At 32.1% G+C, this 15754-nt stretch carries 7 protein-coding genes and 1 other annotated feature; of the genes, 5 read left to right on the top strand and 2 right to left on the bottom strand.

Features of this window, described 5'->3' with window-relative positions; all coding sequences use genetic code 11:
- On the top strand, nucleotides 1–81 hold an 81-nt coding region (locus CBE70_RS09530; protein ID WP_157926006.1), incomplete at its 5' end, for an IS3 family transposase.
- A gap of 77 nt (nucleotides 82–158) precedes the next feature.
- On the opposite strand, the gene arcA is transcribed toward CBE70_RS09530, so the two are convergent.
- Nucleotides 159–875, bottom strand: coding sequence for a two-component system response regulator ArcA (gene arcA, locus CBE70_RS09535; protein ID WP_006535263.1), 717 nt, complete (start codon nucleotides 873–875; stop codon nucleotides 159–161).
- Between the two features lie 663 nt (nucleotides 876–1538).
- Nucleotides 1539–1659: a sequence feature (Thr leader region), on the top strand.
- Between the two features lie 22 nt (nucleotides 1660–1681).
- Here arcA and thrA point away from each other — a divergent pair.
- The 4 genes from thrA (at nucleotide 1682) to CBE70_RS09555 (ending at nucleotide 14704) form a co-directional block, all read left to right on the top strand.
- Nucleotides 1682–4141: a bifunctional aspartate kinase/homoserine dehydrogenase I gene (gene thrA, locus CBE70_RS09540; RefSeq protein WP_100159166.1), complete on the top strand. Its 2460-nt coding sequence runs from the start codon at nucleotides 1682–1684 to the stop codon at nucleotides 4139–4141.
- A complete protein-coding gene (gene thrB / locus CBE70_RS09545) occupies nucleotides 4123–5073 on the top strand; it encodes a homoserine kinase (protein WP_100159167.1) in 951 nt (316 codons plus the stop codon). The genes thrA and thrB overlap by 19 nt, the downstream gene beginning before the upstream one ends.
- 3 nt (nucleotides 5074–5076) lie before the next feature.
- Entirely contained in the window at nucleotides 5077–6369 is a 1293-nt protein-coding gene (gene thrC, locus CBE70_RS09550) for a threonine synthase (protein ID WP_100159168.1), read from the top strand.
- Between the two features lie 163 nt (nucleotides 6370–6532).
- A complete protein-coding gene (locus CBE70_RS09555; RefSeq protein ID WP_100159169.1) occupies nucleotides 6533–14704 on the top strand; it encodes an RTX toxin in 8172 nt (2723 codons plus the stop codon).
- A gap of 64 nt (nucleotides 14705–14768) precedes the next feature.
- Here the strand turns inward: CBE70_RS09555 and yaaA are convergent, their stop codons facing one another.
- A complete protein-coding gene (yaaA, locus tag CBE70_RS09560; protein WP_100159170.1) occupies nucleotides 14769–15551 on the bottom strand; it encodes a peroxide stress protein YaaA in 783 nt (260 codons plus the stop codon).
- Nucleotides 15552–15754: the final 203 nt, after the last annotated feature.

A 15754-nucleotide genomic window follows, 5' to 3' on the forward strand; every position in this document is an offset into this window, starting at 1 on the left:
TATTACAATACGGAACGGATCAAGATAAAATTAAAAGGACTGAGTCCAGTTCAATACCGAACTCAGTCTTTACCTAACTAAATTAAACTGTCCAATAAACTGGGGTCAGTTCAATTTCAGGGGTTTTTTATTAGTTAAGTGTTTGAGATTGGATCAAATCACTCGTCTAAATCACCACAGAAGCGATAACCTTCACCATGAATTGTTGCAATGATTTCTGGTGTATCTGGTGTTGACTCAAAATGCTTACGAATACGACGGATAGTTACGTCAACAGTACGATCATGAGGTTTCAGTTCACGGCCTGTCATTTTCTTCAGTAATTCTGCACGAGTTTGGATTTTTCCTGGATTCTCGCAGAAATGTAGCATCGCACGAAATTCACTGCGTGGTAATTTATATTGTTCACCAGCAGGGCTGATTAGTGAGCGACTGTTAATATCAAGCTCCCAACCATTGAATTTATAGCTTTCTACTAAACGGCGTTCTTCTGTGCCATTAACTAAATTCATGGTACGTGACAGTAAGTTACGTGCACGAATCGTTAATTCACGAGGGTTAAATGGTTTAGTAATGTAATCATCGGCACCAATTTCTAGGCCTAAGATTTTATCAACTTCATTATCACGACCCGTTAGGAACATTAATGCAACACTTGCCTGTTCACGTAATTCACGAGCAAGTAACAGCCCGTTTTTACCAGGAAGGTTAATGTCCATAATGACCAGATTAATATCATGATCAGATAGAACATTGTGCATTTCGTTGCCATCAGTGGCTTCGTGTACGATATACCCTTCAGCTTCGAATATGCTTTTCAGGGTATTACGAGTAACAACTTCGTCTTCAACAATCAGAATGTGCGGGGTTTGCATATTTGCTACCTAAAATTACCAAAAATAGAAAAAGGAAATCTGTGTTTAACTTCTGTGTGCGCTTGTGTGGTTATTCATTTTTGTTATTAGCACGTAAAAACTAGACCCAGATTGAAATTCGATAAATAACCATCACGTTATTACAAAACTTGCAATTTTAATTGATAATGGACGCTAAAATCAGAATGCAAAACGCCCATAGTCTATTAACAGCAATATAACACCAGTTGTATTAAATACCATCTAAAAAGCTAACTTTTGTTGACACATATCAAAATCAAGATAACAGCTTAACCTTGATTTCAATAGTTAACTATATAATTTGATTTATGTAATGTAAAAGAAAAATATATGTTAAATATAGTGGGGTTTATTTTTTTTTCCAGTTTTGTTACACAATTTAAAGTAGCATAAAATACCTTATTCCTTATAAAAGTACAAATCCCCAAATAACTCTAAAATGGTAGCTTTATTTTCTTTGTTTATCCCTTTGTGATAGCAATATGTATACTACAATAGGAGTAAGGTTCGAATAAATTTCATTTAAGTCGAGTTTATTTTTGAGTGAAAAAAAAGAAAAAATTTGACATCTCTCTCGCTTTGCTTTAACCAGTATATAGTCAAACTAAATTTGAGACAGACAGGATAGTTATGCGTATTTACAGCCCAGCTAAAATGACAATTATTACCACCACCACCGGAATCTTATATTGCGGGGCGGGCTGTCGCATATAAAAAACGAAAATCGAAAAAGCCCGCATTGAGAAATGCGGGTTTTTTTTTGGGTGAAAAATCAGGAGAGCTGTATGCGAGTGTTAAAATTTGGGGGAACTTCAGTTGCCAACGCAGAGCGTGTGCTGAATGTTGCTGATATCGCTGAGAAAAAAAGAGAGCAAGGACAAGTCGCTCTTGTATTATCAGCACCAGCCAAGATAACTAACTACTTGGTTGCAATGATTGAAAAAACGGCAGAAGGCGAAGATCCTCTCACTCAAGTACGAGAAGCCGAGCAAATTTTTGCCAACTTATTACAAGGTTTAAGAGAAAAACAACCTGGTTTTGATTATGAGCGCTTAAAAGATAAAGTTGAGCGTGAATTTGCAGAGATCAAACATATCCTTCACGGGATCTCTTTATTAGGCCAATGCCCTGATAGCATCAATGCAGCGATGATTTGTCGTGGTGAAAAGCTTTCTATTGCCATTATGGGATCTGTTTTACAGGCTCGTGGCTATAATGTCACCGTGATCGATCCGGTCAAAAATTTACTCGCACAAGGTCATTATTTAGAATCAACAGTTGATATTCCTGAGTCTACTCGCCGCATCTTAGAACTCAATATTGCAAAAGACGATATAATTTTAATGGCAGGTTTTACTGCGGGTAATGAAAAGAATGAACTCGTGGTATTAGGCCGTAATGGTTCAGACTACTCTGCTGCTGTGTTAGCCGCTTGCTTACGTGCAGAGTGCTGTGAAATTTGGACTGATGTTGACGGCGTTTATACTTGTGATCCTCGTTTAGTTCCTGATGCACGTCTGTTAAAAGGCATGTCTTATCAAGAAGCGATGGAGCTCTCTTACTTCGGTGCTAAAGTACTTCATCCTCGCACTATTGCTCCAATTGCCCAATTCCAAATTCCTTGTTTAATAAAAAATACAGGCAATCCAGATGCGCCGGGTACATTAATTGGTGATGGTCAAAAAGATGATAGTACACCAGTTAAAGGGATCACTAACCTTAATAATATGGCGATGATCAACGTGTCAGGCCCTGGTATGAAAGGTATGGTGGGGATGGCTGCTCGTGTGTTCTCTGTTATGTCAAGAGCGGGTATTTCTGTTGTTCTGATTACACAATCTTCTTCTGAATACAGCATCAGCTTTTGTGTACCGCAAAAAGAACTTATTAGAGCGCAAAAAGCCTTATCAGATGAATTTTATTTAGAATTAAAAGATGGTGTACTTGATCCATTAGATATCATGGAAAACGTCGCTATTATCTCCGTTGTAGGTGATGGTATGCGTACTTTAAAAGGGATCTCAGCGCGATTCTTCTCTGCATTAACTCGTGGCAATATTAATATCGTTGCTATTGCTCAAGGTTCTTCAGAACGCTCAATTTCAGCGGTTATTGCTAATGATTCAGCAACCAATGCTGTGCGTTTATGCCATCAAATGCTTTTCAACACCAACCAAATTGTTGAAGTCTTTATTGTCGGTGTTGGTGGTGTTGGCAGTGCATTAATCGAACAAATTCATCGCCAACAAGCATGGTTGAAAAATAAGCATATCGATCTTCGTGTATGTGGTATTGCTAACTCAAGAGCAATGCTGACAGATATGCAAGGTATTGATTTAGATAATTGGCAACATGCCTTAAAAGAAGCTAAAGAGCCTTTTAGCTTTAGCCAACTTATTCGTTTAGAAAAAGAGTACCACTTCTTAAATCCCGTGATCGTTGATTGCACATCAAACGAAGAAATTGCGCAACAATACGCAAATTTCTTACAAAATGGTTTTAACGTGGTTACACCAAACAAAAAAGCGAATACGCTGTCGATGGATTATTACTATCAAATTCGACAAGCAGCGGAAGCTTCACGCCGTAAGTTCTTGTATGACACAAATGTGGGGGCGGGTTTACCAGTTATTGAAAACTTACAAAACTTGCTAAACGCAGGCGATGAGTTAGTTCAATTTAATGGTATTCTTTCAGGATCATTATCTTACATTTTTGGTCAATTAGATGAAGGTAAAAGCTTATCTGAAGCGACTCTTTCAGCAAAAGATAAAGGTTTTACAGAGCCTGATCCGCGTGATGATCTTTCCGGTATGGATGTTGCGCGTAAACTGCTTATTTTAGCGCGTGAAGCGGGTTATGAATTAGAACTAAGTGATATCGATGTAGAGCCTGTACTGCCTGTTTCATTTGATAGCTCAGGTGATGTAGCAAGCTTCTTAAACCGTTTACCTCAAGTTGATGTTGAATTTGATGCTAAAGTCGAAGAAGCACAAAAAGCAGGTAAGGTACTACGTTATGTTGGCATCATCAATGAAGGAAAATGCCAAGTTAAGATAATGGCAGTTGATGCAAATGATCCTCTGTTTAAAGTGAAAAATGGTGAAAATGCTTTAGCCTTTTACACTCGCTACTATCAACCTATTCCATTGGTACTGCGTGGATATGGTGCTGGTAATGATGTTACTGCTGCTGGGGTGTTTGCAGATGTATTACGTACCTTATCATGGAAATTGGGAGTTTAAGCGTGGTTAAAGTTTATGCACCGGCATCAATAGGCAACGTGAGTGTCGGATTCGATGTCCTTGGCGCAGCAGTTTCACCTATTGATGGGCAATTACTGGGTGATTGTGTCACCGTTGAAGCAGCTTCGGCATTTACACTTGAAAGTAAAGGGCACTTTGTTAGCAAATTACCTTCAGATCCTAAGCAAAATATCGTGTATCAATGTTGGCAGCTATTTTGTGAAAAGTTAGGCAAAGAACTTCCTGTTGCAATGACACTTGAAAAAAATATGCCGATTGGTTCTGGTTTAGGATCAAGTGCTTGTTCTGTTGTTGCTGCATTAGTTGCGCTTAATGAATTTGCTCAAAAGCCTTTTGGTGAGAGACAATTGCTGCTGATGATGGGCGAGCTTGAAGGACGTATTTCAGGTAGTGTGCACTATGATAATGTTGCACCTTGCTATTTAGGTGGACTACAGCTGATTTTGGAACAAAATGGCATCATTTGTCAGTCTGTACCAACCTTTGATGATTGGTATTGGGTTATGGCATATCCGGGAATTAAAGTTTCTACAGCAGAAGCTAGAGCGATTTTACCAAAACAATACTCTAAAGCAGACATCATTAACCACGGTCGTTATTTATCTGGTTTTATTCATGCTTGCCATACTCAGCAATCAGGGCTAGCCGCTAATCTGATGCAAGATGTAATTGCTGAGCCTTATCGCACCCAACTTCTTCCGGGATTTGAAAAAGCCAGAGAGGCTGCGCAGAAGAAAGGTGCATTAGCTTGTGGCATTTCAGGCTCAGGGCCTACCATTTTTACGATTACTGATTCATTAGAAATCGCACAAGAGATGGCCGAATGGCTGAAACAAAATTACGTACAAAACAATGAAGGTTTTGTGCATATTTGCCGTTTAGATACACGTGGCGCAAGAGAGATAGGGTAAGTCATGAAATTATATAATTTGAAAGATAATCAAGAGCAAGTCAGTTTTGCTCAAGCAGTAAAACAAGGTTTGGGTAAACAGCAAGGACTCTTTTTTCCACAAGACTTACCGTCATTTTCTAAAGCTGAAATTGATGAATTATTAGCACTTGATTTTGCAACACGTAGTAGCCGTATTTTAACGGCCTTTATTGGGGATGAAATTCCTGCTGATGTATTATCAAAACGTATTAGCACTGCATTTGCATTTCCTGCACCAGTAACTCAAGTTGAAGATGATGTGAGTTGTTTAGAGCTTTTCCACGGCCCAACACTGGCATTTAAAGACTTTGGTGGCCGCTTTATGGCGCAAATGTTGGCAGAAGTTGCTGGCAACCAACCTGTTACTATTTTAACCGCAACATCGGGTGATACTGGTGCTGCTGTTGCTCATGCTTTCTACAAATTGGAAAATGTACAAGTTGTTATTCTTTACCCTGAAGGCAAAATTAGCCCGTTACAGGAAAAACTGTTCTGTACATTAGGTGAAAACATTCACACTGTTGCAATTAAAGATGATTTTGATGCGTGCCAATCATTAGTAAAACAAGCTTTTGATGATGAGTTCTTAAAGAAAACAATGTATTTGAATTCAGCGAACTCCATTAATATCAGCCGATTACTTGCTCAAATTTGTTATTACTTTGAAGCGGTTGCACAAATCCCTGCTGAAAAACATGAGCATCTAGTGATTTCAGTACCAAGTGGTAACTTTGGTGATCTAACCGCGGGATTATTGGCTAAGTCCATGGGATTACCTGTTAAGCGTTTTATTGCAGCAACCAATGTGAATGACACCGTTCCTCGTTATTTAGATAACGGCAAATGGGAACCTCACCGCACTGTTGCAACACTTTCTAATGCAATGGATGTTAGCCAACCAAATAACTGGCCACGTATTGAAGAATTGTATCGCCGCAAAGGTTGGGATCTTTCTGACCTTGCTCATGGTTCAGTGAGTGACGAAACAACAGAAGAAACGGTGCGTGAACTTGCGAAGAAAGGCTATATTTCAGAGCCTCATGCTGCAATTGCATATCGTTTACTACGCGATGAACTTCAAGAGGGTGAATATGGTTTATTCTTAGGAACCGCTCATCCTGCGAAATTTAAAGAAAGTGTTGAACGTATTTTAGGTGGCGAATTACCATTACCTAAAGAGCTTGCTGAGCGTGCAGATAAAGAATTACTTTCACATTTCTTACCTGCTGATTTTGCTCAACTACGTGCATTTTTGCTTGAAAGGGCACCTAAATAACAATTACTTTAAATAATTAAATATATATTTAATTAAATAGCTCAACAAAATGTTGGGCTATTTTTTTTATCTAAAAATAGGAAAATCAGTATTTAAAAAATAAAAATCAATTTATATATTTTATTTCCAGTAAGTAAATTAATTAGAAATAAGGAAATTCAATATGAATGGATTCAAAGAAATAACGTTCAAAGATAATATTAATAGTATTGTGTTAAAAATAGAAAACCATATAAAAGAAAATAATTCAGAACTATTTTTTAAGATAAAATCTGTGAAAAGGATATTAACTGAGAATTATATTGCTATTTTTATCTCTGAAAATGAATATGCTGCAAATGAATTCTTAGAAAAAATAGATAACAATTTCTTGCTCTATCATAAAACTGATTTTACAAAAAGTATTGATTTTATTAGAAAAGAAATTAATTCAAGTATAGAGGGGTTGTTTTTTAATAGCGCTAAATTAGCGAGCAGAGAACCCAATAAAATACAAAAAGAACGATTAAAATTGTTAATTCAGAATAATTTATCTGGTGATTACTATCTAGAGTTTGAAGATAACAAGGTGTTTATACAAATAGATAGTGAAAATGATAAATTTAAAATTATTAACTTTGATGGATATGCTATTTTTTTTAATAATAAAAGTGAGCTAATAAATAAAGTTTGTAATATTATAAGTGATAAGAGTAATAGCGATTTGTTGTATTATCGTTTTTATAATAGAAAAGAGTACGTTAGTTACTTTAATCATACAGGGAGTTGGAAAGTAAATCACAAAGATATTATTATGGAAATAATTAATGATATTAAGAAAAAGAAACAAATAAATATTAATGAATACACTACTATTGAATTAAATGAAAGTTATTCATATAAAAATATTTTTATTATTAGAAATAAAATAGAAAAAACGGAGAAAGTATTACATATCTATATTGATGATATCGAAGAAGCCTTTTCGACTGCAAAATCTAAATATAATCAGATAATTGAAAGTGGAGAACATTTGATTTACAGAGTCGGTACAGGTTGGTTTATGACCAAAATGAGACGAGATGTAGTAAAAAAATTTTCACAATATTTAGATCTACTAAAGCCGCTAGAAAAGATCATGAGTAGAGTTAATCTTATTTCTTCAACAGAAACGAATTATGATTTTAGTCATATACACTCTCTTGCTGGATTATGTTACGGATTAAGCTTAAGTTATTTATTGGAAGTTAGAAACAGCGGTTTGGAAGGTGGAAATAAATATCTTTTTTGGTTAAAAGAGAATGTCTCTTCTTATAAAAATGAAAAGGAAATTATACCCAATAAATTAGACGCGGTTTTATTTAATAGTATAAATGAATATGAAATATTAAATTTAATAAAAGAAGTAAAAAATATTATTTTTGCTCAACATTTTCAACGGGAAAGATTATATGGGAAAGCTCAATACTTTGTTTTTGATTCATTAAAATCAAACGAGTATAGTGAAGTTTTAAATAAAAAAGGATTGGGAGAAGAGAATGTTAATTATATTAATTTTGACAAAAAAGAAGTTAAACTTTATATAGATCGTATAATAAAAGACTATAATGATTATTATGCTATTATTGCATTTAAAGATCATGCCATCGCAATTACATATAAAAAATATTCTGAAAATAATTATAAATTAACATTGTTCGATTCAAATAATGAGTTACTTGAGTTTTCCGACTCTTTATCTATAAAAGAAGCCTTAGAAAATAAAATGGATTTTTATGGCGCCCATGAGGCAGAAGACAAAAAATACATTATTTTTGATGAGTATAAAAAAACAAATTCGTTTAATTATCAAAGCGTATGGAATAATAGTGATATTATTACCAATAAAGGTATTGCAGAAAATATAAAAAAAATAGGATTTGCACTGCCATTTAAAGAAAACATTACAGGGCGTATTATTCATTATAGTGAGCAGCGAGATCTTATACTTGAGCTTAAGAAAGAGAATTCTTTAATAGAAGTTGTTGTGAAAAATTCACATGTTGATGAGGGCATTTATCTAGTTAAGCATTATATTGATGAAATTCTTGAGGATAATCAAGCAAGTAAAATTATTTTAAATAAGAAAGATGATGATAGTATTAATATTGAGTTGGTTGAATTTAATCAATTTAAAGAAATTAAGAAAAAGAATGGATATATTGAATTTAATGATATTTACTACCGTAATTTAATTGAAATAAACAGTTATTTAGCTAAAGGAAAAAAAGCGAAAGAATTGAAAGAAATTGTTTTTTTAATAGATAAATTAGAAGGGAATATTTATTTTGATAAGTTAATAGCTAGTTTTTCTCTACTTGATAAAATAAAATCATTTAATCATGATAATACTAACGTATCAATTTCTGAAATTTTAAGTAAAATAAAAATTAAGTTAGAAGATAAATTATTTTACGATAGATTAAATTATGGAAAAGAAAAACTTATCCAATTAGCTGGAAAAAACAGTTTAGTTGCTGCAAAGTTTTATCAGTTAATGGTAAACGAAATCAGTGATGGTACTCATGGCCTGAGCAATTTCATCTATAATCAAATTATTGAAAGTCCCTATTTGTCGTTAGATGAAAATAGAAGTATTGGTATTTATGGATATGATTATACTATAGAGTTAAAAAGTCATTATCTATATGCCACAGAGATAGTAGATAACATTAATATACCTGAGTTAAAAAATACACTTTTAATATCAGGAGAAAATAAATTACATTTAAAAGAAACTTATAAAAAGTTATCAGAGTACAGAAATGATAAGTATATCAATAAATTACTTAATTTAATAGAGATAGAAATAGATACTAGTAAAGGAGATAAACAGGGTAATTATAGTGACCTCTATTTTGATCTTTTTAGAAATAATCAATTTACTAATAGAATGATAGTGCATGAGATTAATCAACTAGAAAGTTATTTTGTTAATCATTATAGTGAAAGAAATCATGGATACCATCCAAGTGTTTTTTATATTAATGAACATGAACCTGCTGTTCTTCTAGAAAAGTCACTTAATCAAAATAAAAATGAAATAGATTGTAGCTATCTGTTATTTGATGATAATAATGATAACTTAAGATTTTTATTTTCTGATAACAACTTTTTCACTAGGGATAATATTGATAATATTATTATTGATAGTATAAATTCTTACTATCAAGATGACATTATGATATATTTTTATAATGGTGTTAAAAGTGAAGATCTAACTATTTACTTAAATGAAAAACCAGAAATAAATAATTTTATTGATTATTGTTTAAAAAATAAAATAAGAGTTATTGCAACAGGACGTGACGATAATACACTTTATCATCAAACTTTTATTAAACAAAAAAATGATGTTGAGTTATTACAACGAATTATTATTGAAAATCAATTTTTTAATGAAAGAACAATCATTCTTGCAAAAAAAGAAAAACTATTAAGTTACCAATCGGGTGATTTTTTTATTGAAGGTATTGCTCAACGATTAAATATGCCGATTTACCAGATTATTGATAATAAAATTTCACTTTTACGGGACCATATGATTGTTAAACCGATTATTGAACGACAGTATATCGATAAGCCGCTACTTGCGAGTGCAATGACCTCTGATGTCATTATTAATGAAATCGATCTAGTTATTTCAAATAAAGAAAAAATAAGTAAAAAAAATAATCATATTGCAAAAGAAATCTATCAAATTGTTTCTTATTTATATCCTAATTATCGAGAACATAAAGAGTTTAAATTAGGTTATTTTAAGGATATAAAAAAGATAATTCCTGATTATTCAGATAAAATAACACTGTCTGATATTTTAGATTATATTCAATTAAATCGCTATAATTTAAGTGTCGATAAAATGGCTTCTATTATCAATAAAGTAGATACCATTAATATTGAATACTATAAAAAAGAATTAAAGCGTATTACTAATGATGTTATTAGTGGTGATATATCAATAAAAAAAGCTTGTTATCAATATTCTGATACATTGTCTATTTTTTTTAACACGTTAGATAAACGGAAATTAGAAAATAAACTAACACAAGTAATATATGAACCGCTGATGAGTAATAAATTTAATCAATATTTAATAGGCGATATTACATTTGAACAGTGGCAGTCATTAGATTTATTAAAAATAGAGAATCAGACATTAATTGAAAAGACAAAGCAAGTCATTGAAGTTATTCATACAATTTATGACAATCCTACATTAATAAAAAAACTAAGTAATATATCAAAAGAATTGCTATCCTCTTTTTTTGATACAAATAAAAAAGGTATTTTATATCATACTTTATTAGAAAATATATCTAGTTTTATAAATTATAAAAAAATAATAAATTCACTTCAAAATATTATAACAATGATTAGTCATAAACTAATACCTGAAACATTGTCTCCATTTAAGGCATTGTTGGAAGCGAATAAGTTAAATCAATTAGATGTTTTAAAAATAAATAGTCATTCATTTATCACGAATGATAAAATAAAAATAAATAATCTCTCTATTGATAAACAAGTACTAGTTAATTTGGGTGCAAAAATTAATGGGAAAAGTATTGAGCTAATTGACTTCAATAAAATCAATAAATGGGAGTTAAAACTCACATTTGATCCTTATCACCTTAATGACTATTTTTTATCTCTATCAGGAAATGAAAAAGACAAATCACTCATTTCTTTATTTCGCTATTTATTAAATAATAAAAAAGATAAAATTAAATATCTAATTTCTAGTGATACAAATAGAATTGATTATCTAGCTGCATCAGAAAGATTGGCTAAATTGACTGAATTAGGTAACAAAGAATATCAAGCTCAAGATTGGGATATGCTAAGAAAACCATCATTAACCATTCCTCGACACATGAAGATAATTAGTAAGATTGGTTACGCGAACATTACTTACGGTATGTGGCAATCCATTAACTCAACATTTATGCTCGCTGAGCAACTTAATAATCCATTATTAGCACCTAAAGAGCGAAAAGAGATCATTAATAACCTTGCTATTATGTGGTCTGAAATGGCTTATAATGGATTTTCTGAAGTGATTGAAATCATATTAGCCAAAGGATTATTAAAATATCGCCATAATCCACTCGAATATGTGAGTAAAATAACTACAAAGATAGGTATTGGACTTAATATCCTTTCTATTGGATTTGATATTTATAATTCTTATGATAATTTTAGCCGAATTTCTAGTGAAAGTAATGATGCTCGCTGTATTGATTATATTGTTAATGGTACTTTTGCTATCGTATCTGGGTTGGTTACGCTAGGAGTTTCTATTGCAATGCTTGCAGGCTCAACGATTGCCGGTCCTATTGGTATTGTGGCGGGTGTAATTATTGCGCTTGCAACATCGATTTATAATGCCGCAAGGCTTATTGAAGAAGCAAAGATAAAGGTAAATTTTACACCATTAGAAGAACTTAATAATGGTTTTTATGCTTTCTTAATGGGAGATTTATTGCCAAATAAAAAGAATGAAATCACCTACTTAGAAACAGAAACACAATTAGAAGAGATGGTTGACAAAAATGCAGTCAATTATCTTGATGAGATAAAAAAACAAAATTATCAAAGCCGTTATTTTTATACAAATGAAAAGCAGGTTTACCAAGAATATTATTATTATAAAGTTATACCTAACTTAATGGGAAAAACGTTAGATTCAATTTTAAATCCATTAGGAGAGTATGTTGCTCAACGAATATCTCAAAATATCAGTCAAGAAGTGGCTGAAAAAATAGCTTCACTTTCTTATCATTTACGCGCGGAAAAAACAGAGTATAAATACTATCTCCCTAAAGAGGCGATTGCTACGAATGAAACAATTATTTTTGATATCGATTTTTATGTTGATGAATTAAAACCTTATACTTTAGATATTATTTCGGATGATGATTCTCCTATTTTTGATAGTATGGTCGATAGTGATTTTTTTAAAAATATAATAACAAACAGAGAAAATGTAATCAATTTATTAGGTGTTGAGGATTTATCACAGAGTTTAATAAAATTAAATCAGAATAAAAAATATTATTCCTCAGGTTGGAGTGAAAATGAAGTGTTTCATTTCAATACTTATAATGGTAATGATATCATTGCTGCACCTTCAAATACGAAAAATGTCTTTGATATCTATAATGGAACGAAGAGATTAAGTGGGGGGAGTAAAGAGGATATATTTAATTTATTTACCTCGGAGTCTCCACTTTATGCAAGTCGTTTTTATGGTAGAGAAGGAAATGATACACTGCGTATTATAAAAACAACACATAAATATCAAGGTTATGACGTTAATTTATTAGATAATTACGTCAAATTTAAGCACTCAGAAGAGCAAACCAATAGCCAAAACTTCCATTCAAAACTTTTTCTTTATCAAGAAAGTGGATATCTTTATTCAAAAAATTTAGTTGATTCTATGCCTAATATTATTTTACAAGATCAAAAAGTAATTGCTTATTTAGACAATATTGAAAATGTTATTGGTAGTGAATTTGGCAACGATATTATTTCTGGTAATCAAGAAGATAATTATTTAGATGGTGGTGGCGGTGCTGATTTATTATATGGATTAGGAGGAAATGACACACTGGTTTTACAAGAGGGGTATGCTGAAGGTGGTGAGGGAAATGATAGCTATGTTATTTTAAGATCTTCTTTAGATAAAGATTATCATATTCAATTTGAAACAATTATTAATGAAGTGAGTCAGATCGAATCGAGTATTGTACGGTTAAACTATCATTTTGATGAAATTGTCGCTATTTCCCGTCGAGGAAACGATATTATTTTTGATATAAAAGTGAATGATGGAAATAAAAATGATGAATTAATTTATCACTCTATAACATTAAGAAATGTTTACCATGAAAATGATATGTTAGCACATAGATATACTTTAACTACGCTAGATGGTTTTCTCTTAACAGTAAATGAAAATAAAACGATTAAAGATAATGTGCTATATAAATTTAGCTATTTAGAGACATACAATCAAAATGAGGATCTTATTAAAGAAATTTGTATTGATGATAATAACCACTCTTTATCTCTTTCATATCCGGATTATAATAAAATAATCACATTATTGCCCCAGTTACAATACAGTGGTTTTTCTTCTGGTGAACAATTACGATTTTCTATTCATGGAAATGAAATGGATAATCATTACTTAGGTGTTACACCTAATTCATTTATTAAATTAAGCGCTGGTCATGATAGTTATCAAATTAAAACTTATTTGGCAAAAAATAAGAGTGATGAAATTAAAATTTCGCTTTCTAATAATATTAATGGAATATTGTCAAACAGTATAAGTGATTTCTTTCTATCTGATATCAGTGGTTTTGATTTGGTATTTAATCATGGAACTCTATCACATCGTTATCATCCGGATGGTCATGTAAAACTGATTTTCGAACCATATGATCTTGATACGATTTATAATTCTGATATGACAATTCGTGTTATCGATAAAGACAATGTGGTTTTTACACTTCCCTCAAAAGAAAATTCTCAAGGCTTACTTATGCCAGTTGCGGATCTAAATGTGGTGATAAATAAAGAAGATAATGTGCTTATGATCCCAGAGTCACTGATCTTAAATAAAGAGACATTATCGACTTATTCGCTTGATTCATCTTACTCTTTGTTAAGATCTATTTTAATGGCTCAACAGAAACCACACCATCAATCAATTGAACATTTGCCTATTCTTGAATTAATGGAAGGTGATGACATCGTTGTTAATCATAATAAATGTAGTTCGGTTCTTGATGGCGGAAAAGGGGATGATCATATTGTCGTTAATCACGGGCATCATATTTTAATTGCGGGAGAGGGAAATGATAACCTCAATGCTGGAAGTGGGAATGATCTTTTGATCTCTGAATCAGGTCACGATTATTTAAGTGGAGGAGGCGGTAGTAATACCTATATTGTAAAAAAACGCTATGGTGAAGTTACTGTTTATGATGAAGGTGAAAATAGCCAACTTTTTATTTCAGGATTATCTGCACAAGATGAACTCATTTCTTCTCAAGTGGGTGACGATTGGCAGTATAGGACAGAAGATGGCCAATTTATTTTAACTCTAAAAACAAAAGAAAATCAGACGAATAACTCGGTTACAATTATCAAAACAGAAAATACACTTTCAATGCAATCCCTCGCTTCTATTATTCAAGAAATGGCTCAGTTTAATGAGCAACAATTGACAACAATGCAAGGTAGTGAATTTATTCCATCTCCAACATGGTCACCATTATCACTAGTGACAAAACATTTTTAAGTTTCAAAATAAAAACAGCACTGATTTTAGTGCTGTTTTTATTGATAGCTAAGAGTTAATATTTTTATTTCGCCAGTGATTCTGCACGTTTAAAGACTAAGGTATTTCCTTCAGATTCCGCTGAATTAAATTGGTAGCCTTCAAGATCAAATTCTTTCAGTTGTACTTTATTAGTCAGTTTTTCTTGAATAATAAAGCGACTCATTAATCCACGGGCTTTTTTAGCGTAGAAGCTGATAACTTTATATTTGCCATTTTTTTCATCAAGGAAAACAGGTTTAATAATATCAGCATTGAGTTTTTTCGGGTTGACTGATTTAAAATATTCATCAGACGCTAAATTGATTAAAACATTATCACCTTGTTCTTCAAGTGCTTTGTTTAACGTTTCTGTAATGGTATTTCCCCAAAATTGGTATAAATCGCTTCCTTTTTTATTTTTTAGCTTTATTCCCATTTCAAGACGATAAGGTTGCATTAAATCAAGAGGACGTAGTACGCCATATAAGCCAGAAAGCATACGTAAATGTTGTTGTGCAAATTGAAAATCATCTTCAGAAAAAAGCTCAGCTTGCATTCCGGTATAAACATCACCTTTAAATGCCAAAATAGCTTGACGTGCATTTTCTGGTGTGAAATTAGGTTGCCATTCACCAAAACGAGCGGCATTTAATCCTGCAAGTTTATCACTTATTTTCATTAAGCTTGCGATATCGCTTGATGATAATTTTCGACATTCTTCGATAAGTTGTTGGGAATGTTTTAGCAATTCAGGTTGGGTGAAGTGCGTTGTTGCTAAAGGCGATTCGAAATCCAGTGTTTTTGCTGGTGAAATGGTGATTAGCATAATTCCCTCGATACGTTATTTTAATGTTGACCAAATATAGCAAATTCTTTCGTTTAAAGACTAAATTATAGTAATAGGAAAAAACAATGGTTTCTCTTATTTGTCGTAAAATTCGACAATTTAAACGATTCAGCCTGTGATTTTCTTCTGTTTTTTTCCGCTTTTGTTTTGCGAAAACGTTTGGCATTCAAATAATTGCTTTG

This window comes from Proteus columbae, assembly GCF_002777965.1.
In the GTDB taxonomy this organism is placed as follows: domain Bacteria; phylum Pseudomonadota; class Gammaproteobacteria; order Enterobacterales; family Enterobacteriaceae; genus Proteus; species Proteus columbae.